Below are 22,621 nucleotides of genomic sequence, written 5' to 3' on the forward strand. Positions count from 1 at the left end.
ACACACACCATGGGCGCACAACTGCGGGTCTACAAGCAGAAGATCAGTTCTGCTCAGACCACCAAGAAGATCACGAAGGCGATGGAGCTCATCGCGGCTTCGCGCATCCAGAAGGCGATGGCGCGGGTGCGCGCGTCATCGCCGTTCGCGCGTGCCGTCACGCGGGCCGTCTCGGCGGTCGCCACGCACTCCAACATCGATCACCCCCTCACGACCGAGCGCGCCGAGATCCGGCGCTCGGCCGTGGTGATCTTCGCCTCCGACCGGGGCCTGGCCGGCGCGTTCAACTCGCAGATCCTCCGCGAGGGTCTGGAGCTGGCTGCCCTCCTGCGCTCCCAGGGCAAAGAGGTGGCGTACTACCTCGTCGGCCGGCGGGCGGTGGGCTACTTCCAGTTCCGTCGCCTCGCCACCGAGGCCGAGTGGACCGGCGACACCGACACCCCGCAGTTCCGCACCGCGGAGGAGATCTCCGCGACCCTCATCGACGCCTACAACCGTGGCGGCGGCGAGGGTGGCGTGGATGAGATCCACCTCGTGTACAACCGCTTCGTCAGCATGATGACCCAGAGCCCGGAGACGGTGCGCCTGCTTCCGCTGGAGGTCGTCGAGGCCGAGGAAGAGCCCACGGGCGCTCAGGTGTACCCGCTCTACGAGTTCGAACCCGAGGCCGCGACCGTGCTGGACGCGCTCCTGCCGGTGTACATCCAGAGCCGCGTCTTCAACGCCCTCCTGCAGTCCTCGGCGGCCAAGCACGCCGCGACGCAGAAGGCGATGAAGTCGGCCAGTGACAACGCCGACAAGCTCATCACCGACTACACGCGCCTGCGCAACAACGCACGCCAGGCCGAGATCACGCAGCAGATCGCCGAGATCGTCGGCGGCGCCGACGCCCTGGCGTCGGGCAAGTAGACCCAGAGAAAGAGAAGAAGCCATGAGCCTCACCGCCGAGAAGACCGCGGTCGTCGGGCGCGTCGCGCGCGTCACCGGGCCGGTCGTCGACATCGAGTTCCCGCACGACAGCATCCCCGACATCTACAACGCGCTGAAGACGACGATCACGATCGGCGACGAGTCGACCGAGATCACGCTCGAGGTCGCGCAGCACCTCGGTGACGACCTCGTCCGCGCCATCGCGCTCAAGCCGACCGACGGCATCGTCCGCGGCCAGGAAGTGCGCGACACGGGCGACCAGATCACCGTCCCGGTGGGCGATGTCACCAAGGGCCGCGTGTTCAACGTGACCGGCGAGATCCTCAACGCCGAGCCCGGCGAGCAGATCGAGATCACCGAGCGCTGGCCCATCCACCGCAAGGCCCCCAACTTCGACCAGCTCGAGTCGAAGACGCAGATGTTCGAGACCGGCATCAAGGTCATCGACCTGCTGACCCCGTACGTGCTGGGCGGCAAGATCGGCCTGTTCGGCGGGGCGGGCGTGGGCAAGACCGTCCTCATCCAGGAGATGATCCAGCGCGTCGCGCAGGACCACGGTGGCGTGTCGGTGTTCGCCGGTGTGGGCGAGCGCACCCGTGAGGGCAACGACCTCATCGCCGAGATGGAGGAGGCGGGTGTCTTCGACAAGACCGCCCTCGTCTTCGGCCAGATGGACGAGCCGCCGGGGACGCGTCTGCGCGTCGCCCTGTCGGCCCTGACGATGGCGGAGTACTTCCGCGACGTGCAGAAGCAGGACGTGCTGCTGTTCATCGACAACATCTTCCGCTTCACGCAGGCCGGCTCCGAGGTCTCCACGCTCCTGGGCCGCATGCCCTCCGCCGTGGGATACCAGCCGAACCTCGCCGACGAGATGGGTGTGCTCCAGGAGCGCATCACCTCCACCCGCGGCCACTCGATCACCTCGCTGCAGGCGATCTACGTGCCCGCCGACGACTACACCGACCCGGCCCCGGCGACCACGTTCGCCCACCTCGACGCCACGACCGAGCTCTCCCGCGAGATCGCGTCGAAGGGTCTGTACCCCGCCGTCGACCCGCTCAGCTCGACCAGCCGCATCCTGGACCCCCGCTACATCGGTGAGGACCACTACCGCGTGGCCACGTCGGTCAAGCAGATCCTGCAGAAGAACAAGGAACTGCAGGAGATCATCGCGATCCTCGGTGTCGACGAGCTCTCCGAAGAGGACAAGATCGTCGTGTCGCGTGCACGCCGCATCCAGCAGTTCCTCTCGCAGAACACCTACATGGCGAAGAAGTTCACCGGTGTCGAGGGCTCCACGGTCCCGATCAAGGAGACGATCGAGTCCTTCGACGCGATCGTCAAGGGCGACTTCGACCACGTCGCCGAGCAGGCCTTCTTCAACGTCGGCGGCATCTCCGACGTCGAGGCCAAGTGGGCCCAGATCCAGAAGGAGAACGGCTGACATGCCGCTCGACGTGCACCTCGTCTCGGCCGACGCCGAGGTGTGGACCGGTGAGGCGTCCCTCGTGATCGCCAAGACGGTCGAGGGCGAGATCGGCTTCATGGCCGGTCACGAGCCGGTGCTCGCGATCCTCGCCGAGGGCCAGGTGCGCATCACGCGCACCGACGGCTCCAAGGTGATCGCCAACGCGCAGGACGGGTTCCTGTCGATGGAGGGCGACACCGTGACGGTCGTCGCCGGTAACGCCGCCCTCGTCTCCTAAGTCGCTACACCCCGAAACACCACATTCCGTCCGAGACGCCCCGCTTCGCGCGGTGTCTCAGACGGAATGTGGTGTTTCGCATGAAGGAGGAGATCGGCGGATGCTGATCCTGCTGCCGCCGTCCGAGACGAAGCGCCCCGGCGGCGACGGGCCGCCGCTGCGCCTCGATGCGCTCGCCCTGCCCGCCCTGCGCCCCGAGCGCGCTGCGGTGGTCGAGGCCCTCGTGGAGCTGTCGTCGGACGAGGATGCGGCCGCCCGCGTACTCCGGCTGAGCGCACGGCAACGCGGCGAGATCGCCGTCAACGCCGCGCTGCTCGAGTCGCCCACGATGCCCGCGGTCGACCGCTACACCGGTGTGCTCTTCGACGCACTCGGGGCGCACACGCTGGACGCCGCATCCCGCCGGTGGCTGGGGGAGCACGTGCTCATCCACTCCGCCCCGTTCGGCCCGGTCGGGGCCGATGATCTCATTCCCGCGTACCGGCTGGCCGCCGGCACCGCGCTCCCGGGCGTTCCGCCGCTGCGCCGGCTGTGGGCGGCGCCGGTGACGGCAGCGCTGTCGGCCGCATCGCCGCGGTTCGTCCTGGATCTGCGGTCCGAGGCGTACGTCGCCCTCGGGCCCGTGCCCGCCGGGATCGACACCGCGTACGTACGCGTGGTGACCGAGGGCGACGGAGGAGCGGCCCGTGCCCTGAACCACTTCAACAAGCACGCGAAGGGTGACCTCGTGCGGGCGCTGACCACCGAACGGCCGCGCCTGACCTCCACGGACGGATTCCTCGACTGGGCCGCACGTGCGGGCCGGACCGCCCGTCGCGGGCGGCCCGGTGAGATCGACCTCGTCGTGTGACCGGCAGGCGACGCACCCGCGCGGCGTCTGCCAGGAAATACACAGCTTCGCTAGCATGACGACGCGGGGTGTCCCCCGCGGTGCGCGGGCACGACAACCCGTTCGGAAGGACTACTCGTGTATAACTACGACAATTCGGGCGCGGTGATCGGCCTGATCGTCGCCGGGCTCTTCATCTGGCTGATCGTCGCGGCAGCGGCGTACGTCGTGTCGTCCATCTTCTACGCCAAGCTCTTCGCCAAGGCGGGGGTCGAGGGCGCATGGCGCGGATGGGTTCCCTTCTACCGGGAGCTGATCTTCGTCAAGCTGGGTGACCTGAACCCGTGGTGGCTGCTCGTCCTCATCGGCGCCGCCTTCGTGCTGAACCTCATTCCGTACATCGGCGTCCTGATCGGCTGGATCCCCAGCGTGGCGGCGACCGTGTACTTCATCCTCGCGGCGTACCGCATCCAGACGAAGCTCGGCAAGGACGCTCCGTGGATCATCCTCGCGATCTTCCTGTCCCTCGTGTGGCTGGGCATCATGGCCTTCGACCGGTCGCGCTGGACCACCGCCGTCGCGCCCGCCCCGTGGGCGCGCAACTTCCTCGCCGACAACACGGTGTGGCCCGGCATCCCGCCCCAGAGCGCCGCCGGATACGCTCCGCCCGCCGCGCCCGGTTACCCGGCCCCCGGCGGCTACCCGCCGCCCGCCGGCTACGGCCAGCCCTCCGGCGGCTACCCCGCCCCGCCCGCACCCGGCGGTTACCCGGCACCCGGGGCGCCCACGCCCCCGCCGGCCGGCCCGCCGACGACGCCGCCGCCCGCGGCGCCTCCGGCAGCCACCCCGCCGCCCGCGCAGGAGCCGCCCGCGACGCCTCCGGCCCCGCCGGCTGAGCCGCCGCGCGGCTGACCCGCCTCATCCGATGAGCCCCCGCCCCGGCGGGGGCTCATCGCGTCCGGGATAGCGTGGAGGCATGACGCACTCGGTTCCCCTTCGTCAGGTCGGCGCATCCGGCCTCCTCGTGTCCGCCGTCGGGCTGGGCTGCAACAACTTCGGCCGGTCCGGTACCCGCACCGAGACCCTGGAGGGGACGCGCGCAGTGCTGCATGCCGCGATCGATTCCGGCGTGACGTTCCTGGACACCGCCGACGTCTACGGCAAGGAGTTCGGGCTGAGCGAGACCCTCATGGGGGAGGCGCTGCAGGGGCGCCGCGACGAGGTCGTCCTCGCCACCAAGTTCGGTCACGCCCAGCTGGCGCCGTCGGTGGTGGGCGGCACGAAGGCATCCCGCACGACGATCCGCCGTTCGGTGGAGGCGTCGCTGCGTCGCCTGCAGACGGACTGGATCGACCTGTACCAGCTGCACACCCCCGACCCCGGCACCCCGATCGAAGAGACCCTGGACGCCCTCGAAGACCTCGTGCGTGCGGGCCTCGTCCGCTACATCGGGCACTCCAACCTGGCCGGCTGGCAGATCGCCGAGGCCGACGCCGCCGCCCGCCGCGGCATCCGCTTCGTGTCCGCGCAGAACCAGTACAGCCTCCTCGCCCGCGCGGCCGAGCGTGAGGTGCTGCCGGCGGCGCGGCATTTCGGCCTCGGGTTCTTCCCGTTCTTCCCCCTTCACAACGGGCTTCTCACGGGCAAGTTCACGCGGGAGGGCGGACCGCAGGACAGCCGCATCCTGCGCCAGCGTCCGCACCTGTGGTCGGATGCGCCGTGGGACCGGCTCGAGGCGTATCGCGACTTCGCCGACGCGCGGGGCATCACGATGCTGCAGGCGACCTTCGGATGGCTCCTGGCCCAGCAGCCGGTCTCCAGCGTCATCGCGGGCGCCACGACCCCCGACCAGGTCCGCTCCAACGCCGAGGCGGCGACGGCATGGACGCCCACGGCCGAGGATCTTGCGGCCATCGATGAGATCCTGCCGCTGCCGGCGGACCCCGCCGCGTGAGCGTTCCCGCCCCCGATCCTCAGCGCCGGCGGTGCGTTCCACTAAGATGTGAGGACGTCGCGAGGCTCTTTCGCGATGACCGCTCTCGGCAACCGGAGGACGTGGCGTGCCACAGGTGACCACCAGCACCCGCTCCGTCCGCGTGCAGGACGCGACGATCGAGCTCTCGTGGGCCGGGGTCACCGACACCGGCCGCCGCCGCGAGGTGAACCAGGACGCGGTGCTCACGAGCTTCCCGCTGTTCGTCGTCGCCGACGGGATGGGCGGGCACGTGGGCGGGGAGATCGCCAGCGCGAGCACCGTCGACCGCCTGCGCGCGATGGTCGATGACGGCACCGTGACACCCAAGGCGATCGAGAAAGCCCTCGTGCGGGCCGTGAAAGACATCCTCTCCCACCCCGAGGCCACCGACGAGGGCACCGGCACGACGCTCACCGGCCTGTTCCTGGACACGTCGCAGAACCCGCCGCACTGGGTGACGCTGAACATCGGCGACTCGCGTGTGTACCTCCTGCGTGACGGCGACCTCGTGCAGATCACCACCGACCACTCGGTCGTGCAGGAGCTGGTCGCCGCCGGCCGGCTGAGCCCGGAAGAAGCCGAGAACCACCCCTACGGGAACGTCATCACCCGCGCGGTCGGCCCGACCGAGAGCGTCAAGCCCGACTACGTGCGACTGGACGTGGTCACCGGCGACCGCTTCGTCATCTGCTCCGACGGGTTGACCAAAGAGCTCACCGACTACGGCATCCGGCATTTCCTGGACGAGAACCCCGACCCCGCCGACGCCGTCGAGGCCATGCTCGACGCCGCACTGGAGAACGGCGGACGCGACAACGTCACGATCGTCGTGCTCGACGTCCGCCGCATCGCCGACTGACTCCTCCTCCCCAGCCGGGCACATCGCCCGGGTCGTCCCCAGCCTCCTCGTCCGTTCGTGCGGAGAGGCGGCGGCCGCGATGAACTGGGGCGATGAGCGCCGGTTCCCCGCCCCCTCCGCTGCACACGGCGGATGCGTCGACGCTCTCCCTCCCGCCGCGCCCGGGCGCCCCGGCGCGGCCGCCCGTGCCCTGGCTGGCATCGGCGGTGCCGGTCGTGGGAGCACTCGGGTTCTGGGCGCTCACCGGATCCGTCTTCGCGCTGTGGTTCGCCGTGCTGGGGCCGCTCATCGCCGTCGCAGGCATCGCCGACGGCGTCCGGGCGACGCGGCGTGCGCGGCGTGCCGCGGAGCGGGAGGCGGCTGAGGCGCTGGCCCGCGTGCGTGCCGACGTCGAGCGGCGGCACGACGCCGAACGGGAGACGCTGCGCACGCGGCATCCCGACGTCGCCGGCCATCTCGCCCGCCCTGACCGGATCTGGCGCAGCGGGAGCGCGGGGGAGGGGCGCGTCGTCGTCGGCACCGGCGACCTCGCCAGCGTCACGCGGGTGTCGACGTCGGGGTCCCACCCCGACGACCTGCACGTCGCGCAGGCCGCTCGCACGCTCACCGGCGCCCCGGTCGCGCTGCCGCTGGCGGGCGGATGCGTCGTGGTCGGCCCGGAGGTCGCGGCCAGAGCGGTGCTGCGCGCACTGCTGCTGCAGGTCGCCCTGGCACACCCGCCGGGGGAGGTGGAGATCGCGGCATCCGACGGCGCCGAAGCGGAGTGGATCGACGCCTTGCCGCACGCTGCGCGCACGGGCGCTCGGCGGATCGTGTGGGCGCGCGCCGGCTTCCCGCCGCCCGAGGCCGACGTCGTCGTGCTGTGCGCGCACCCCGGCGACCCGCTGCCACCCGGGCGCGCGCTGCTGATGACGCTGACGGGACCCGGGACGGCGCGCGTGGAGGCGGGGGCGGACGTGCACGAGGTGGATGTCGAGGCCGTCGGACGGGCCCAAGCAGCACTCATCGCGGGAGAGCTGACGGCACGGTACGCGGCCGCCGGGGCGGGGGCGGCCGACGAAAACCGCATCGTGCCGCTTGCGACGCTGCCGGCGCCGGCGCCGGCGCGGGAGCCCTCGCGCGCGGGTCTCCCGGTGGCGATCGGCGTCGCGGGGGGAGCGCCGTACTCAATCGACCTCGTGCGGGACGGACCGCATGCCGTCGTGGTCGGGATGACCGGCGCGGGCAAGAGCGAACTGCTCGTCACGTGGGTCACGGCACTGTGCGCGCGGTACTCCACCGCCGATGTGTCGTTCCTGCTGGCCGATTTCAAGGGCGGGACGGCGTTCGAACCGCTCGCGACCCTCCCGCACGTGACCGGCGTGATCACCGACCTCGACGCCGGCAGCGCAGGGCGGGCGATCGACAGCCTGCGCGCGGAGGTGCGACATCGCGAGAGCATCCTCGCCCGCGCCGGTGAACGCGACATCGCGGCGGTCGACCTGCCCCGCCTCGTGGTCGTCGTCGACGAGTTCGCGGCGCTGCGGGACGCGCATCCCGATCTCGAACCGCTCTTCGCCGACCTGGCCGCGCGCGGCCGGGCCCTCGGCATCCACCTCGTCCTGGGGACGCAACGCGCCGCCGGTGTCATCCGCGACGGGCTGCTGGCCAACTGCGCACTGCGGATCAGCCTGCGCGTGGCCGACGCGCACGACAGCACCGCCGTCGTGGGCACCCCGGATGCGGCGGCGCTGCCGGGCGAGCCGGCGGCGCGCGGGCTCGCGCTCATACGGCGCGGCACCGACACGCGGGCCACGCGGGTGCGCGTCGCGCTGGCCGGAGCGGAGGACATCGCCGACGCCGCACGGGGGGCTGGTCCCGCGCCCCGTGCCACGTGGCTGCCCGAGCTGCCCTCCCGCGTGGGGCTGGACGACCTGCGCTCCGCGGCGCCCGGCATCGTCCTGGGCCTGGGCGACCAACCCGCCCGGCAGCGTCAGGACCCGGTGCTCCTCCCGCCCGACGGCCGGGGTCTGCTCGTGGTCGGCGGCCCCGGTGCCGGCAAGACCACGACCCTGCGCACGATCGCCGCGCAGGTTCCCGCGCGCGTGTGGGTGGGATCGGATCCGGAGCACGCGTGGGACGCACTCTCGGCGCTCGCGCTGGAACCCCCGCCCCCCGGCACCGCGGTGTTCCTGGACGACGTCGACGCCGTGGCCGGGCGGCTCCCGGACGAATACGGACGCGCCGCCGCAGACGCGATCGAGCGGCTGGTGCGCGATGCCGGGGCTCTCGGCATCCGCGTCTTCGCGACCGCACAGCGGCTCACCGGGATCGCGGGGCGCATCGCCGAGCTCTTCCCCCGCAGGCTCGTCCTGCCCACCCCCAGCCGCGCCGAGCACATCGCCGCCGGCGGCCAGGCCGCGGGCTTCGTGCCGCACTCCCCGCCCGGGCGGGGCGTGCTCGACGGGCTGGTCGTGCAGGTCGCTGTGGCTCCCGCTGTCGACTCCCGCGTCCCCCCGGGAGTCGCCCTGTGGCAGCCGCCGGAGGGCGTGTCCGGGTTCGTCACGCGCCGAGGCGTCACCGAACCGCTCGAGCGGTGGGAGCGCACGGGGGTGCGCGTGCGCGCCGTGGACGCCGCCGACGATCCCACCGCCGCCGAGCCGGGCGGACGGGTCGTCCTCGTCGGCGATCCGGACCAGTGGATGGCGCGACCGCGCCTGCTCGAGCGGATGCGGTCGGGATCGGTGCTCGTGGTGGATGCGGCGTGCGGCCGCGACCTGCGGCTGCTGACAGGTGAACGCGACCTGCCGCCCTACGCCAAGCCGCAGCGGGGCCGGGCGTGGGAGTTCGCCGGCGGGCGGCCGCCCCGCAGGGTCGCCGTGACGCCCACCGCAGACACTTGACCCCCCGCGCCACCGAGCCCTACGTTCGGCGTGTGGCCATGACCGAACGCACCCCCACCGACGGCAAGGGCCTCGCGACGGGGACCCTGGGGCTGTGGGGATCCGTGGTCATCGGGCTGGCCTCGACGGCACCGGTGTACTCCCTCGTCGCGACGCTCGGCTTCGTCGTCCTCGCCGTCGGAGCGCAGGCGCCCATCGCGTTCGTCCTCGCCTTCCTCCCGATGCTCTTCATCGCCTTCGCGTACCGGGAGCTGAACAACGCCGTCCCCGATTGCGGTACGACGTTCACGTGGGGGACGAAGGCGTTCGGCCCCTGGGTGGGGTGGATGGGCGGGTGGGGCGTGGCGGTGGCCGGCATGGTCGTCCTCGCCAACCTCGCTCAGATCGCGGGCATCTACTTCTGGTCGCTGTTCGGCGACGGGTCGCTGTCGGAGAACGTCCCGCTGGTGACGGCGACGGGCGTGGCTTTCATCGCCGTGATGACCTGGGTGAGCTGGCGGGGCGTGGAACTGGGCGAGCGCCTCCAGAACATCCTCCTCGCCCTCCAGTACGTCGTCCTCGCCGTCTTCGTCGTCGCCGCGCTGTGGCAGTTCTTCGACGGTTCGGCTCCCGATCCGACGCCATTCGACATCGCGTGGTTCAACCCGTTCGCCTTCACCGAGTGGAGCGGCTTCACCGAGGCCGTGCTGCTGGCGCTGTTCATCTACTGGGGCTGGGACACGTGTCTCGCGCTGAATGAGGAGACCCGGGATCCCACACGCATCCCCGGGCGGGCCGCAGTGCTGACGACCGTCATCCTGCTGCTGACCTACGTGGGGGTCACGGTGGCGGCGATGATGTACGCGGGCCTGGGCGAGACCGGCTCGGGCCTGGGGAACGAGGCCAACGCCGACGATGTCTTCCTGGCCCTCCGCGACGGGCTGTTCGGCCCGTTCGGGTGGGTGCTCGTGGTGGCGGTGCTCATCTCGGCCGTGTCCTCCACGCAGACGACCATCCTCCCCACTGCGCGCGGCACGCTGGCGATGGCCGCCTACAAGGCGCTGCCGGCGCGGTTCGGGACGGTGCATCCGCGCTGTCGCACGCCCTCGTTCTCCACCCTGGTCATGGGCGTGGTCGCGAGCCTGTACTACGTCGGCATGACCCTCATCAGCGACAACATCCTGCAGGACTCGATCCTGTCGCTGGGTCTTGCCATCGCGTTCTACTACGCCATCACGGGTTACGCGTGCGTGTGGTACTTCCGCCGCGACCTGTTCACCTCCGCGCGCAACCTCGTCTACCGCGGCATCCTGCCGCTGGCGGGCGCGCTCATGCTCACGTACGCGTTCGTGCAGTCGGCCGTCGACATGTACGACGTCGACTACGGCTACACGGTCCTGCTGGGGATCGGCGGGACCTTCGTCGTCGGCATCGGGGCGCTCGCGGTGGGTGTCGTCCTGATGATCCTGTGGTTCCTGTTCCCCGGATCCAAGCCGTTCTTCCGCGGTGAGAGCCTGAACCGCGACACTCCCGTGCTCGTGCCGGAGGACCCCGCGGACTATGTGCGCTCGGTCGACGGCGGGCTGGCGTAGGGGATGCGGATCCTCATCATCGGCGCGGGCGGCGTCGGTTCGGCAGCGGCCCGCATCGCGGTGCGCCGATCGTTCTTCGACGCGCTCGTGATCGCCGACTACGACGCCGCGCGCCCCGCGGCACTCGTCGCCGAGCTCGGCGACCGGCGGTTGAGCGCGGCGCAGGTGGATGCGGGCAGCTCCGAGTCGGTGGCAGACCTCATCCGCGCGCACGACATCACGCACGTCCTGAACGCCGTGGACCCGCGATTCGTGTTGCCGATCTTCGACGGGTGCTTCGCGGCGGGCGTCACCTACCTCGACATGGCGATGAGCCTGTCGGCGCGGCATCCCGAGCGCCCCTTCGAGCTCCCGGGTGTGAAGCTGGGCGATGAGCAGTTCGCCCGTGCCGACGCGTGGGAGCGCAGCGGCCTCCTGGCGCTGGTCGGGATCGGCGTGGAGCCGGGGCTCAGCGACGTGTTCGCGCGCTACGCCGAGGACGAGCTGTTCGCCGAGATCGACGAACTGGGCGTGCGCGACGGTGCGAACCTCGTGGTGGCGGGGTACGGCTTCGCGCCGTCGTTCTCGATCTGGACGACGATCGAGGAGTGCCTGAATCCGCCCGTCGTCTACGAGCGCGACCGCGGGTGGTACACGACCGAGCCGTTCAGCGAGCCCGAGGTGTTCGACTTCCCCGAGGGCATCGGGCCCGTGGAGTGCGTCAACGTCGAGCACGAGGAGGTGCTCCTCATGCCGCGGTGGACGAAAGCGAAGCGCGTGACGTTCAAGTACGGGCTCGGGGACGAGTTCATCCAGGTGCTGAAGGTCCTCGCCAAGCTCGGCCTGGACCGGACCGATCCCGTGACCGTGGGAGGCGTCGAGGTGTCGCCGCGCGATGTCGTGGCCGCGTGCCTGCCCGACCCGGCGACGCTCGGGGACAAGATGAGCGGCAAGACGTGCGCGGGGGTGTGGGTGACCGGCACCGGGAAGGACGGCTCCCCGCGCTCGACCTACCTGTACCACGTCGCCGACAACGAGCGGACGATGGCCGAGTACGGCTCGCAGGCCGTCGTGTGGCAGACGGCCCTGAACCCCCTGATCGCCCTGGAGCTGCTGGCCGCCGGGACGTGGTCGGGTACGGGGGTGCTCGGCCCTGAGGCGTTCCCCGCGACGCCGTTCCTCGACCTGCTGTCCGCCCCCGCACCGGCCGGCTACGGATCGCCGTGGGGCATCCAGGAGAGGTAGCCCGCCGTCCCGAGGCGCCCGTCTTGTCGTCGTCGGCAGGTCTCTCCCGTTCAGAATTCAGGAGACACGCCGCACCGACGCCTCGGCGCGGCCTCTACAGCCCCGGATCTCCTGAGTTTTGAACGGCAGGGGTGCCCCACCCGGGCCACGCGGCCGCCGGTGCCGCGACCCGGTCCCGCGGCCCGACGACGCGGCTCAGGCGAGGACGTCGGCGAGGGATGCCGCGGCCAGGCCGTGCGCGGTGGCCACCCCGGCGTTCACCACAGCGGCGCCGGCGGTGTTCAATCCCGCCGCGAGGGCGGCGTCGGCACGGAGCGCCTCGCGCCACCCACGTGCGGCGATCTGGCGGACGTAGGGGAGCGTGACGTTGGTGAGCGCCGACGTGGAGGTGTTCGGCACGGCCCCGGGCATGTTCGCGACGCAGTAGAACACCGACCCGTGCACCTCGAAGGTGGGGGAGGCGTGGGTGGTCGGACGCGTGTCGGCGAAGCATCCGCCCTGGTCCACCGCGATGTCCACGAGCACACTGCCCGGCCGCATCCGCGCGACGGTCTCGTTCGAGACGAGCTTGGGGGCCCGTGCGCCCGGGATCAGCACCGCGCCGATCACGAGGTCGGAGTCCACGACGGCGCGCTCCAAGTCGAGGGGGTTGGAGGCTGCGGTGCGGATGCGGCCCTGGAAATGATCATCGAGATACCGGAGCCGCTGCACGTTGGTGTCGAAGACGGTCACCTCCGCACCGAGCCCTGCCGCGATGACGGTGGCGTTGGCCCCGGCCACACCGCCGCCGATCACCGTCACGCGCGCGGGCCGGGTGCCGGGGACCCCCGACATGAGCAGGCCCAGCCCGCCCTCCGAGCGCAGCAGCGTGTGAGCACCGACCGTGGGTGCCAGACGTCCGGCGACCTCGCTCATCGGCGCCAGGAGCGGGAGGCTCCCGCCGGGCAGCTGCACGGTCTCGTACGCGATCGCGGTGACCCCGTCGGCGAGCAGCCGGTCGGTGAGCGGGCGGTCGGCGGCGAGGTGCAGGTACGTGAAGACCACGAGGTCGTCGCGGAAATACGCGTATTCGCTCGCGATCGGCTCCTTGACCTTCAGCAGCAGCTCGGCGCGCGACCACACCTCGGCGGCGTCGTCCAGGAGCCGTGCACCCGCGTGCTCGTAGTCGGCGTCGGTCATGGACGAACCGAGCCCCGCACCCCGCTGCACGAACACCTCGTGTCCGGCCGCGACCAGGTCGTGCACCCCCGAAGGAGTCAGGGCCACGCGGTACTCGTTGTCTTTGACCTCGGTGGGAACGCAGATCCTCATCGATCGACCTCTCCGCGCAGCCGGGTGGGCCGCGCTCTAGAACGCGGGGTGGATGACCCCGACCTCTCTTCCGCCGCCGGACACCGACAGCGGAAGGTGTGACATCGTCTCGGCCACATCGGCCGATGCCAGCGCGCCGACCCGCTCGAGCAGCCGCAGGGCGACGGCGGATGCGGCTCGGCCGCTGCCGTCCAGGATCTTCAGGGCCACCGTGGTGCCGTCGGGTGCGACGACGACCTGCACGCCCTCCGCGCCGGCCTTGGCGAAGACGCCGAGCCGCTCGATCATGATCGTGTCGGGGCGTCCGGGCCCATCGATGGTCCACGGATTCTGCCGCACGGCGCCCACGAGGGCACCGGCGGAGCGGTGCAGGGCGAACGGTGACCGCTCCGACGACGTGCCCACGCGCTGGATCGCGCGGGCGAGGGCGGTCAGCGTCATGGCGTACACCGGGGCGCCGCATCCGTCCACCGCCATCGCCGCGGACTTCTCACCCGTGAGCCGCTCCACGAGCTCGCGGATGTGCGTCTGGAGCGGGTGGGCCGGATCGAGGTAGCCGTCCGTGGGCCACCCGTTGGTCGCGCACGTCAGCAGCATCGCGGCGTGCTTGCCGGAGCAGTTCATGCGGATGCGGGCAGGCTCGGCCCGGTCGCGCACCAGTTCGTCGCGCGTGGCGGCGTCCGACGGCCACGCGGGCGGGCAGGCCAGCGCTTCTTCGCCCACGCCCGCGGCGGCGAGGATGTCGCGGACCACGGCGACGTGCCGATCGGTGCCGGAGTGGCTGGCGGTCGCGAGAGCCAGGCGCACGCCCTCCAGCGGCGCGCCGGCGGTCAGACACGCGAGGGCCTGCAGCGGCTTCATGCTCGAGCGCGGCAGGATCGTCGCCGACGCGTCACCGAGCCGGTCGGCCACGGTGCCGTCGGGGGCGAGGACGAGAGCCGCTCCGCTGTGGCGTGATTCGACGAATCCATTGCGCTCGACGAGGGCGAGATCCACGGATGCGGCGGAGGTCAACGGCACCCCTCCACACTAACGCCGGGGGCGTCGGCGCCGGCGGCGACGCACGGTGGGAGACTGGCGGCATGACGGGTGAGCACACGTACCGGGTGTCGGCGACGTGGACGGGGGATCGCGGCACCGGCACGAGCGGGTACCGCGACTACGACCGGTCGGTGACGGTGGAGGTGGCCGGCAAGCCGGCGCTGCCGGTGTCGGCCGACCGGCCTTTCCGCGGCGACGGTGCCAAGTGGAACCCGGAGGACCTGCTGATCGCGGCGCTGGCGGAGTGCCACCTGCTGTCGTACCTGTACGCGTGCGTTCAGGCGGGGGTCGTGGTGACCGCCTACGAGGACCAGGCCGTCGGCACCGTCGTGGTGGAGGGCAACGGCGGCGCGTTCCGCGAAGTGGTGCTGCATCCGCGGGTCGTGGTGGCCGAGGCCGCGATGGTGGATGCGGCCGTCTCCGCCCACGCGGACGCCCACGAGTGGTGCTTCATCGCCAACTCCGTGAACTTCCCCGTGCACGTCGATCCGGTCGTCGTCGCCGCCTGACCCTCCGCACTCCGCGAGACTGCACGCACGCGGCGAGACCGCGACATGATGTCGCGGTCTCGCCGGTGCGGTGCAGTCTCGCGGCGGGGCAGGCCGGATGGGGGTGGGATGGGGCGGGCGGGGCGGGTCAGCGCACGTCGTCGTCGACCCAGTCCATCGACTTGGTGACGGCCTTCTTCCACAGGCGCAGCTGGCGCTCGCGCTCCTCGGGATCCATGTCGGGCTCCCAGCGCTTGTCCTCCTGCCAGTTCGCGCGCAGGTCGTCGAGGTTGTCCCAGAAGCCGACGGCGAGGCCCGCCGCGTACGCGGCACCCAGTGCGGTGGTCTCGGCGACCACCGGGCGGATCACCGAGACGCCCAGGATGTCGGCCTGGAACTGCATGAGCGCGTCGTTCGCGGTCATGCCGCCGTCGACCTTGAGCTCCTCCAGCTCCACGCCCGAGTCGGCGTTGACGGCATCCAGCACCTCGCGCGTCTGGAAGGCGGTGGCCTCCAGTGCGGCGCGCGCGATGTGGTTCCGGTTCACGTAGCGCGTCATGCCCACGATCGCCCCGCGCGCGTCGGGGCGCCAGTACGGCGCGAACAGACCCGAGAACGCCGGGACGAAGTAGACGCCGCCGTTGTCCTCCACCGCCGAGGCGAGCTGCTCCACCTCGGGGGCGGAGGAGATGATCCCGAGCTGATCGCGCAGCCACTGGATGAGCGAACCGGTCACGGCGATCGACCCCTCCAGCGCGTAGTGCGCCGGGCCGTCCCCGAGCTTGTAGCCGAGCGTGGTGAGCAGCCCGTTCTTGGAGCGGACGATCTCCTCGCCGGTGTTGAAGATGAGGAAGTTGCCCGTGCCGTAGGTGTTCTTGCTCTCGCCCGGGTCGTACGCGGCCTGTCCGAACGTGGCCGCCTGCTGGTCGCCGAGGATGCCGGCCACCGGCGTCTCGCGCAGCAGCGAGGAGGACTCGGCGTGGCCGTACACCTCGGAGGACGAGCGGATCTCCGGCATCATGGAGCGCGGCACCCCGAAGACCTCGAGGATGTCGTCGCGCCACTGCAGCGTCTCCAGGTCCATGAACAGCGTGCGGCTGGCGTTGGTCACGTCGGTCGCGTGCACGCCGCCGTCGGGTCCGCCGGTGATGTTCCACAGCACCCAGGAGTCGGTCGTGCCGAACAGCAGGTCGCCGGCCTCGGCGCGCTCCCGCGCCCCGTCGACGTTCTCGAGGATCCACATGATCTTCGTGCCGGAGAAGTACGTCGCCAGCGGCAGGCCCACGATCTCCTTGAACCGCTCCACGCCGCCGTCCTGGGCGAGACGGTCCACGATCGGCTGGGTGCGGGTGTCCTGCCACACGATCGCGTTGTACACGGGCTCGCCGGTGTTCTTGTCCCACACGACGGCGGTCTCGCGCTGGTTGGTGATGCCCACGGCGGCGATGTCGTGGCGGGTGACGTCGGCGCGGCTGAGGGCGAGACCGATCACTTCCTGCGTGTTGTGCCAGATCTCGGATGGGTCGTGCTCGACCCATCCCGCCTTCGGGAAGATCTGCTCGTGCTCCTTCTGCCCGACGGAGACGACGCTTCCGTTGCGGTCGAAGATCATCGCTCGGGTGGAGGTGGTGCCTTGATCGATGGCGAGGACGTAGTCGGCCATGTGGGACTTCCTTGTCTATATGTGAGGGTTCGGATATCGGAGGGTGGTGGGCGCCGCCGAGGCGGCGCCCACCGGGTCAGGCCAGGCTCAGGAGCACGGGCGCCAGGAGTGCGGCGATGGCGCCGCCCAGAAGGGGGCCGACGACGGGGACCCACGAGTACGCCCAGTCGCTGGAGCCCTTGCCCTTGATGGGCAGGACGGCGTGGGCGAGACGGGGGCCGAGGTCGCGGGCGGGGTTGATGGCGTAGCCGGTGGGGCCACCCAGCGATGCGCCGATGCCGACCACGAGCAGCGCGACCGGTACAGCGGTGAGCGGCCCGAGCCCGCCGGGAACGCCGACATCGATGTCACCGTAGTCGGCGAAGGCGAAGATGACGAACATCAGCACGAAGGTGCCGATGACCTCGGTGGCCAGGTTCCATCCGTACGAGCGCATGGCCGGCCCGGTCGAGAAGACCGCGAGCTTGAGGGCGGGATCGGGTTCTTCGTCGAAGTGCTGCTTGTACGCGACCCACGTGAGCACGGCGCCCACGAAGGCGCCCACCAGCTGCGCGAGGACGGCGATGAGGAACCAGACGAACTCGATGCTCCCGGCGATCAGCAGCGCGATCGATACGGCCGGATTGATCATTGCGCCGGAGTATGCCGAGACCAGGACACCGGCGAAGACAGCGAGACCCCATCCCCAGTTGATCAGGAGCCAGCCGCCGCCGTTGCCCTTCGTGCGGGCCAGGACGACGTTGGCCACCACGCCGCAGCCCAGGAGGACGAGCATTGCGGTGCCGACGAACTCGGACAGGAAATACAGACCCAGATTCACTTCTTGCATGTCGACGTCGACCTTTCCGTGAAGTTCCCGCTCTGCGCCCACAAGCCTCGGCCGGGGCCCTTGTGAGTGCGAGGCTAGCGATCACACGGGCCGCAGGCGAGGGGGGTCGGCGCGAGCTCACCGGGACGCGCTGTCGACCTCCTCGAACTCCACGCGGTGGGCGCTGCGGAGGATCTCCACGGTGCGTGCGAGCTCGTGCTCGCACCGCTGCGTGTCCCAGTCCAGCACGCCGGCGATGGCGTCGGTGACCTCGCGGAGGGTCTGGTGGCTCACGGTGCCCGTGAAGGCCAGCGACGTGCGCCGCAGCACGACATCCAGCAGATGCACCACCTGCTCCGTCGCCGCCAGGTGTGCGAGCTCCTCGCGGTAGTACCCGTCGGCGTGCGGGAGGGGCGTGGCGTCCGGGGGGATGGCCGCGAGCACCTCGGTGGCACGCGTGCCGTAGCGGGCCAGCATCCGCTCGACCAGCTCCTCGGGGTGACCGGATGCGTGAGCCTGGACCCAGCGGCGGCGGTCGGCGTCGGTGCGCGGGAAGCCCTTGCCCCCGCCGATGGGGATGCCGGCGGTGCTCAGGCGGTGCGGGCGACCGAGGGTCTGCATGGTGCGTGTGCTCAGGTGCTCCGCCAGCGCCCGGAACGTCGTCCACTTGCCGCCCACGAGGCTCAGGATGGGCGTGCCCTGGTGGGTGTCGTCGACGATGCGGTAGTCGCGCGAGACGAACCCGGGTGCGGTGTCGTCGTGACGGGGGAGGGGGCGGATGCCCGAGAACGTGTAGACGATCTGCGAGCGCTCGACCGCGATGTCGGGGAACACCTGTGCGATGAGGTCGAAGAAGTAGTCGATCTCCTCGTCCGTGCACACCGCCTGCTCGGTCGGATCGGCGTCGATGTCGGTCGTGCCCACCAGGACGCGTCCCTTGAGCGGATAGATCAGCACGATGCGGCCGTCGGAGTGCTCGAAGAAGATCTCCCGCCCCTTGGTCGCCGCGAGCAGCTCGGGGTGGTCCAGCACGATGTGCGAGCCCTTCGTGCCACCCATGAAACGCGTGGGCATGCCCATCGCGTCGTTGGTGAGGTCGGTCCACGGGCCGCTGGCGTTCACGACGACCTTGGCCCGGATCGAGAACTCCTCGCCGCTGAGCTCGTCGCGCAGCTGCACCGCGCCGTCGCGCATCCCGACGGCGCCGACGTAGTTCACGGCGGTGGCGCGTGGTCCGCCCGCCTCCAGGCCGTCGTGCAGGACATCCAGGGCGAGGCGCTCGGGATCCCACATCGACGCGTCGTAATAGGTGGCGGTGTACTTCACCCCGGGGTTCATGTCGGGGAACTCCGCCAGCGACGCCTTCCGGCCGCGGAAGCGGTGGCGCGGCACGGCGCCGCCGCCGCGCGAGAAGGTGTCGTAGATCATCAGGCCGGTCTTGATCAGCAGCGCACCGCGCTCGCGCGGCTTGCCGCGGCCGTGGGTCACGAGCAGCCGGAACGGGGCCGAGAGGATGCCCGAGAGCGTCTTGAAGATCGGGATCGTCGTCTCCAGCGGTCGGACGTAGTGGGGGGCGGTCCGCAGCAGCGCATTGCGTTCGGTGACCGCCTCCTTCACGAGGCGGAACTCGCCGTTCTCCAGGTACCGGATCCCGCCGTGCACCATGTGGCTCGAGGCGGACGATGCGCCGGAGACGAAATCGGCGCGATCGACGAGGGCGACGTCCACGCCCTGCAGGGCGAGATCGCGGAAGGTCGCGATGCCGTTGATGCCGCCGCCCACCACGAGGATGTCGACATCCCCGCGCTCGCGGAGGGCAAGAACGTCAGGGCGAAGGGAGGAGGACGGCGTCGGCGAAGTCACGGATGCGGCCTTTCGTGGGTGCGTCCTCCCACCCTCGCCCGCCGTGCACGGAGTTGCAAGCCAGTTGCACAAACGTGCAAGGATGGAGGTGTCCGGAGGAGGACGTCATGCCATCCGCAGCCACGCGACCGCAGGACGCACTGCGCGCCGCGCAGCTGTATTACCTGCAGGACCTCACGATGGAAGCGATCGCGAGCGAGATGCACGTCTCGCGGTCCTCCGTCTCACGCCTGCTCTCCTTCGCGCGAGACAGCGGGCTGGTGACGATCTCGATCCACTCGCCCCACGATGCCCGCAACCAGCTGGAGAGTCGCGTGGCCGACCGGTTCGGGATCACCGCCCACGTCGTGCCCACCCCCGACCGCATCAGCGAGGCCGAGCGACTCGAGCGCACCGCGCTGTCAGCCGCCCGCATCCTCACCGGCCGCGTGGATTCGGCCATGACGGTCGGGATCGCGTGGGGGTCGACCCTGTCCGCCGTCGCCCGTCACCTTCCCACCAAGCGCACGCACGACTCGCGCGTCGTGCAGATGAACGGCGCCGCGAACGTGCGCACGTCGGGCATCCCGTACGCCGGTGAGATCCTCACCCGGTTCGGGTCGGCGTGGTCGGCGTCGGTGCATCAGTTCCCCGTGCCGGCACTGTTCGACGATCCCCTCACCAAGCAGGCGATGTGGCGCGAGCGCTCCGTCCGTGCCGTGCTGGAGATCCAGGAGCGCGTGAGCGTGTTCGTGTTCGGCCTGGGCTCCCCGCATGCCGACGTCCCCTCCCACGTGTACGCCGGGGACTACTTCGACGACGCCGACCGTCGCTCGATCGAGCGCTCCGGCGTCGTCGGCGACTGCGCCACCGTCTTCTACCGCCTGGACGGCACGTCGGATGGCATCGAGCTGAACGAGCGCTCCAGCGGTCCCGACCTGGAGGCGGTCCGCCGCATCCCCCGGCGGTTCTGCGTCGTGTCCAGCCTGTCGAAGCTCGACAGCCTCCGCGGTGCGCTGGCGGCCGGGCTGATCACCGAACTCGTCGTGGAGGAATCCCTCGCCCGGCGGCTGCTGGAAGTCGGCACGGCGCGCTGAGCGCGCGCGTCACAGCTCGCCGAAGCCGTCCTCCACCATCGTCCGCAGTTCGTCCACGGCCTCCTGGGCCTGCGGACCCGTGGCGCTCACGCGGATGCGTGTGCCCGGTCGCACCCCCAGCGACATGAGGGCCAGGAGGCTGTCGCCGGCCGCCGGCGCCGAGCCCGCGTCCAGATCGGCCACCTGCACGCGCGCGTCGAAGCGCCCGACGGCCCGGACGAAGGCCGCGGCGGGGCGCGCGTGCAGCCCGGAGGGGTTGCGGATGACCGCCTCGAACGACGCCTGGCCGTCGGAGGACGGCGCGGGGGAGCCCCCGGGTGCGGCGGATTCGGCGCCCGCCGCACCGGAGTCCTCGCCCAGCTGAGCGCGCTTGGCATCCAGCGCCCCGCGCACCTGCGTCGCCACGGTCTCCAGAGGCGACCCCGCCGCGGCGGCCACGACGGCGGCGACGAGCCCCTCGACGAAGGGGGCGGGACTGAGCACGATGCGCGCGTCGGTCTGCACGAACTCCCGCGCCATCTCCGCGCTGAGGATGGCGGAGCCGAGGTCCATCAGCACGAGCACGCCGTCGTCGGAGGCGACCCGGTCGATGGCGGCGGCGATCTCGGCCGCGTCGGTGCCGAAGCCGGCATCGGCGGTGCCGGCGGCCACGTCGATCGGCGGCGGGGAGTCGCCCCCCATCTGCAGGGCCAGATCCACGGCAGCCGCGGCCAGGGGCGCACTGTGGGAGACCACGACGATGCCGATCACGCCGCCGCCTCCAGCGCATCGCGCAGCGCCGCGATGAGCAGCGTCGAGGACGCCGCCCCCGGATCCATATGGCCGGCGCTGCGCTCGCCGAGGTAGCTGGCCCGGCCCTTCCGCGCCACGAGGGGGATCGTGGCGTCGCGCCCCTTCTCCGCCGCCTCCAGAGCGGCTGCCGCGGCAGGGGCCGCGTCCGCCCCTGCGCCGACGGCCGCATCCCACGCATCCACGGCGGGCAGGAGGGCGTCGATCATGGTCTTGTCACCGGGCTCCGCCTTGCCGCGTGCCACGACGCCCTCCACTCCCGCGCGCAGGGCCGCGCCCAGCTCGGCGGCGTCCAGCTCGGTGCGATCGCCCGCGGAGGTGCCCAGGCGCAGGAAGAGCGTGCCGTACAGCGGTCCGCTGGCCCCGCCCACCGTGGAGACCAGGGTCATGCCGACCGTCTTGCCGAGCTCGGCCGGCGTCGCCGGCGGGTCGGTGGAGAGCTTGGCCACGACGGCATTCATGCCGCGGGCCATGTTCGACCCGTGGTCGGCGTCGCCGATCTCGGAGTCCAGGGCGGTGAGTTCCGCCTCGTGCTCGGCGATGAGGGCGTCGAAACGCGTGATCCAGGCCGTCAGCTCCGCTGGCGTGACCGACATGCTCACGCCCCCCACCGCAGCCCCGGTGTCACCACGGGGGCATCCCACAGGCGGATCAGCTCGTCATCGGCCTTCACGACGGTGAGGGAGCATCCCGCCATGTCCAGGCTCGTGATGTAGTCGCCCACCAGGCAGCGACGCACGTCGATCCCCGCCTCGGTCAGCAGCGCAGCGACCTCCCCGTACATGAGGTAGAGCTCGATCAGCGGCGTGCCGCCCAGGCCCGACAGCAGCACGATCGCCGGACCCGCCGCGTCGAAGTCGGCGAGGATCGGGTCCACCAGCATGCGCGCGATGTCGTGCGCCGAGGCCAGCGGCACGCGCTCGCGCCCGGGCTCGCCGTGGATCCCGACGCCCACCTCCATCTGGTCGTCGGGGAGGTCGAAGGTGGGCTTGCCGGCGGCGGGGACCGTGCAGCTGGTGAGAGCGATGCCCATCGACCGCCCGCTCGCGCTGACCTGCCGCGCCAGCGCCGCCACCGCATCCAGGTCGGCGCCCTCCTCGGCGGCGGCACCGACGACCTTCTCCAGGATCACGGTGGTGCCGGTGCCGCGCCGTCCCGCCGTCCACGTGGAGTCCTGCACCGCGACGTCGTCGGCGACCACGACCGATTCGACCCTGATCCCCTCGGCGGCGGCGAGCTCGGCCGCCATCTCGAAGTTCAGGACGTCTCCGGTGTAGTTCTTCACGATGTGGAGCACTCCGGCGCCGGAGTCGGCGCCCTTGGTGGCTTCGAGCACCTGGTCGGGCGTGGGGGAGGTGAACACCTCGCCCGCCGCTGCGGCGTCGAGCATCCCGAGGCCGACGAAACCGCCGTGCATGGGTTCGTGGCCGGAACCGCCTCCGGAGACCAGTGCCACCTTGCCGGCGCGGGTGGGCTCCCCGCGGTAGATGACACGGTGCTCGGTGTCCACGCGCAGCTCGGGATGCGCGGCCTGCACGCCGCGCAGGGAGTCGGTGAGGACACCGGCGGGTGCGTTGATGAGTTTCTTCATGGCTCTCTCCCTGGC

At 71.3% G+C, this 22,621-nt stretch carries 20 protein-coding genes; 12 read left to right on the forward strand and 8 right to left on the reverse strand.

Annotated elements, in window-relative coordinates; translation table 11 throughout:
- Window positions 1–9 precede the first annotated feature (9 nt).
- The 10 genes from E4K62_RS05720 to E4K62_RS05765 all read left to right on the forward strand — a co-directional run bounded on the left by E4K62_RS05720 (window position 10) and on the right by E4K62_RS05765 (window position 11,976).
- A complete protein-coding gene (locus E4K62_RS05720) occupies window positions 10–909 on the forward strand; it encodes a F0F1 ATP synthase subunit gamma (protein WP_135064711.1) in 900 nt (299 codons plus the stop codon).
- Window positions 910–931: 22 nt separating this feature from the next.
- On the forward strand, window positions 932–2,374 hold the full coding sequence (gene atpD, locus E4K62_RS05725; protein WP_135064714.1) for a F0F1 ATP synthase subunit beta: 1,443 nt from the start codon (window positions 932–934) through the stop codon (window positions 2,372–2,374).
- Between the two features lies 1 nt (window position 2,375).
- Window positions 2,376–2,636, forward strand: a complete 261-nt coding sequence (locus tag E4K62_RS05730; protein WP_135064717.1) for a F0F1 ATP synthase subunit epsilon — start codon at window positions 2,376–2,378, stop codon at window positions 2,634–2,636.
- Window positions 2,637–2,736: 100 nt separating this feature from the next.
- On the forward strand, window positions 2,737–3,486 hold the full coding sequence (locus E4K62_RS05735; protein ID WP_135064720.1) for a YaaA family protein: 750 nt from the start codon (window positions 2,737–2,739) through the stop codon (window positions 3,484–3,486).
- Window positions 3,487–3,603: 117 nt separating this feature from the next.
- Window positions 3,604–4,377: a DUF5684 domain-containing protein gene (locus E4K62_RS18655; protein ID WP_167747743.1), complete on the forward strand. Its 774-nt coding sequence runs from the start codon at window positions 3,604–3,606 to the stop codon at window positions 4,375–4,377.
- Between the two features lie 64 nt (window positions 4,378–4,441).
- On the forward strand, window positions 4,442–5,419 hold the full coding sequence (locus E4K62_RS05745; RefSeq protein WP_135064723.1) for an aldo/keto reductase: 978 nt from the start codon (window positions 4,442–4,444) through the stop codon (window positions 5,417–5,419).
- Between the two features lie 106 nt (window positions 5,420–5,525).
- Window positions 5,526–6,299, forward strand: a complete 774-nt coding sequence (locus E4K62_RS05750; protein WP_135064726.1) for a PP2C family protein-serine/threonine phosphatase — start codon at window positions 5,526–5,528, stop codon at window positions 6,297–6,299.
- Window positions 6,300–6,391: 92 nt separating this feature from the next.
- On the forward strand, window positions 6,392–9,181 hold the full coding sequence (locus tag E4K62_RS05755) for an FtsK/SpoIIIE domain-containing protein (RefSeq protein WP_135064729.1): 2,790 nt from the start codon (window positions 6,392–6,394) through the stop codon (window positions 9,179–9,181).
- Between the two features lie 38 nt (window positions 9,182–9,219).
- Window positions 9,220–10,752, forward strand: coding sequence for an APC family permease (locus E4K62_RS05760; RefSeq protein WP_135064732.1), 1,533 nt, complete (start codon window positions 9,220–9,222; stop codon window positions 10,750–10,752).
- A gap of 3 nt (window positions 10,753–10,755) precedes the next feature.
- Window positions 10,756–11,976, forward strand: a complete 1,221-nt coding sequence (locus tag E4K62_RS05765) for a saccharopine dehydrogenase family protein (RefSeq protein ID WP_135064735.1) — start codon at window positions 10,756–10,758, stop codon at window positions 11,974–11,976.
- A 195-nt stretch (window positions 11,977–12,171) separates the two neighbouring features.
- On the opposite strand, the gene ald is transcribed toward E4K62_RS05765, so the two are convergent.
- Together ald and E4K62_RS05775 are read right to left on the reverse strand one after the other, a co-directional pair.
- Window positions 12,172–13,287, reverse strand: coding sequence for an alanine dehydrogenase (gene ald, locus E4K62_RS05770; RefSeq protein ID WP_135064738.1), 1,116 nt, complete (start codon window positions 13,285–13,287; stop codon window positions 12,172–12,174).
- A 36-nt stretch (window positions 13,288–13,323) separates the two neighbouring features.
- Entirely contained in the window at window positions 13,324–14,307 is a 984-nt protein-coding gene (locus tag E4K62_RS05775; protein WP_135064741.1) for an asparaginase, read from the reverse strand.
- A gap of 62 nt (window positions 14,308–14,369) precedes the next feature.
- On the opposite strand from E4K62_RS05775, the gene E4K62_RS05780 reads away from it, so the two are divergent.
- Window positions 14,370–14,837, forward strand: coding sequence for an OsmC family protein (locus E4K62_RS05780; RefSeq protein WP_135064744.1), 468 nt, complete (start codon window positions 14,370–14,372; stop codon window positions 14,835–14,837).
- 127 nt (window positions 14,838–14,964) lie between these two features.
- Here E4K62_RS05780 and glpK read toward each other — a convergent pair whose 3' ends face one another.
- The 3 genes from glpK to E4K62_RS05795 form a co-directional block, all read right to left on the reverse strand.
- Complete coding sequence (gene glpK, locus E4K62_RS05785; protein ID WP_135064747.1) at window positions 14,965–16,479, reverse strand: glycerol kinase GlpK; 1,515 nt, start codon at window positions 16,477–16,479, stop codon at window positions 14,965–14,967.
- Between the two features lie 76 nt (window positions 16,480–16,555).
- A complete protein-coding gene (locus E4K62_RS05790; RefSeq protein ID WP_135064750.1) occupies window positions 16,556–17,308 on the reverse strand; it encodes an MIP/aquaporin family protein in 753 nt (250 codons plus the stop codon).
- A gap of 117 nt (window positions 17,309–17,425) precedes the next feature.
- On the reverse strand, window positions 17,426–19,150 hold the full coding sequence (locus E4K62_RS05795) for a glycerol-3-phosphate dehydrogenase/oxidase (RefSeq protein ID WP_135064753.1): 1,725 nt from the start codon (window positions 19,148–19,150) through the stop codon (window positions 17,426–17,428).
- Window positions 19,151–19,257: 107 nt separating this feature from the next.
- On the opposite strand from E4K62_RS05795, the gene E4K62_RS05800 reads away from it, so the two are divergent.
- Window positions 19,258–20,226, forward strand: a complete 969-nt coding sequence (locus E4K62_RS05800) for a sugar-binding transcriptional regulator (RefSeq protein WP_135064756.1) — start codon at window positions 19,258–19,260, stop codon at window positions 20,224–20,226.
- Window positions 20,227–20,235: 9 nt separating this feature from the next.
- Here the strand turns inward: E4K62_RS05800 and dhaM are convergent, their stop codons facing one another.
- The 3 genes from dhaM to dhaK are packed head-to-tail and all read right to left on the reverse strand — an operon-like array spanning window position 20,236 to window position 22,606.
- Window positions 20,236–20,976 (reverse strand): dihydroxyacetone kinase phosphoryl donor subunit DhaM, encoded by a 741-nt coding sequence (gene dhaM, locus E4K62_RS05805; protein WP_135064759.1) that lies wholly within the window; start codon window positions 20,974–20,976, stop codon window positions 20,236–20,238.
- Window positions 20,973–21,611 carry a dihydroxyacetone kinase subunit DhaL gene (dhaL, locus tag E4K62_RS05810; RefSeq protein WP_135064762.1) on the reverse strand — a complete coding sequence of 213 codons (639 nt, stop codon included), beginning with the start codon at window positions 21,609–21,611 and terminating at the stop codon, window positions 20,973–20,975. The genes dhaM and dhaL overlap by 4 nt, the downstream gene beginning before the upstream one ends.
- 2 nt (window positions 21,612–21,613) lie before the next feature.
- Window positions 21,614–22,606, reverse strand: coding sequence for a dihydroxyacetone kinase subunit DhaK (dhaK, locus tag E4K62_RS05815; protein WP_135064765.1), 993 nt, complete (start codon window positions 22,604–22,606; stop codon window positions 21,614–21,616).
- Window positions 22,607–22,621: the final 15 nt, after the last annotated feature.

The sequence above is a fragment of the Microbacterium wangchenii genome (assembly GCF_004564355.1).
Taxonomy (GTDB): domain Bacteria; phylum Actinomycetota; class Actinomycetes; order Actinomycetales; family Microbacteriaceae; genus Microbacterium; species Microbacterium wangchenii.

Coding starts and splice junctions, on each gene's coding strand:
- E4K62_RS05720 (WP_135064711.1), top strand. CDS start 10: ATGGGCGCACAACTGCGGGTCTACAAGCAGAAGATCAGTTCTGCTCAG.
- atpD (WP_135064714.1), top strand. CDS start 932: ATGAGCCTCACCGCCGAGAAGACCGCGGTCGTCGGGCGCGTCGCGCGC.
- E4K62_RS05730 (WP_135064717.1), top strand. CDS start 2,376: ATGCCGCTCGACGTGCACCTCGTCTCGGCCGACGCCGAGGTGTGGACC.
- E4K62_RS05735 (WP_135064720.1), top strand. CDS start 2,737: ATGCTGATCCTGCTGCCGCCGTCCGAGACGAAGCGCCCCGGCGGCGAC.
- E4K62_RS05745 (WP_135064723.1), top strand. CDS start 4,442: ATGACGCACTCGGTTCCCCTTCGTCAGGTCGGCGCATCCGGCCTCCTC.
- E4K62_RS05755 (WP_135064729.1), top strand. CDS start 6,392: ATGAGCGCCGGTTCCCCGCCCCCTCCGCTGCACACGGCGGATGCGTCG.
- E4K62_RS05760 (WP_135064732.1), top strand. CDS start 9,220: ATGACCGAACGCACCCCCACCGACGGCAAGGGCCTCGCGACGGGGACC.
- E4K62_RS05765 (WP_135064735.1), top strand. CDS start 10,756: ATGCGGATCCTCATCATCGGCGCGGGCGGCGTCGGTTCGGCAGCGGCC.
- ald (WP_135064738.1), bottom strand. CDS start 13,287: ATGAGGATCTGCGTTCCCACCGAGGTCAAAGACAACGAGTACCGCGTG.
- E4K62_RS05780 (WP_135064744.1), top strand. CDS start 14,370: ATGACGGGTGAGCACACGTACCGGGTGTCGGCGACGTGGACGGGGGAT.
- glpK (WP_135064747.1), bottom strand. CDS start 16,479: ATGGCCGACTACGTCCTCGCCATCGATCAAGGCACCACCTCCACCCGA.
- E4K62_RS05790 (WP_135064750.1), bottom strand. CDS start 17,308: ATGCAAGAAGTGAATCTGGGTCTGTATTTCCTGTCCGAGTTCGTCGGC.
- E4K62_RS05800 (WP_135064756.1), top strand. CDS start 19,258: ATGCCATCCGCAGCCACGCGACCGCAGGACGCACTGCGCGCCGCGCAG.
- dhaL (WP_135064762.1), bottom strand. CDS start 21,611: ATGTCGGTCACGCCAGCGGAGCTGACGGCCTGGATCACGCGTTTCGAC.
- dhaK (WP_135064765.1), bottom strand. CDS start 22,606: ATGAAGAAACTCATCAACGCACCCGCCGGTGTCCTCACCGACTCCCTG.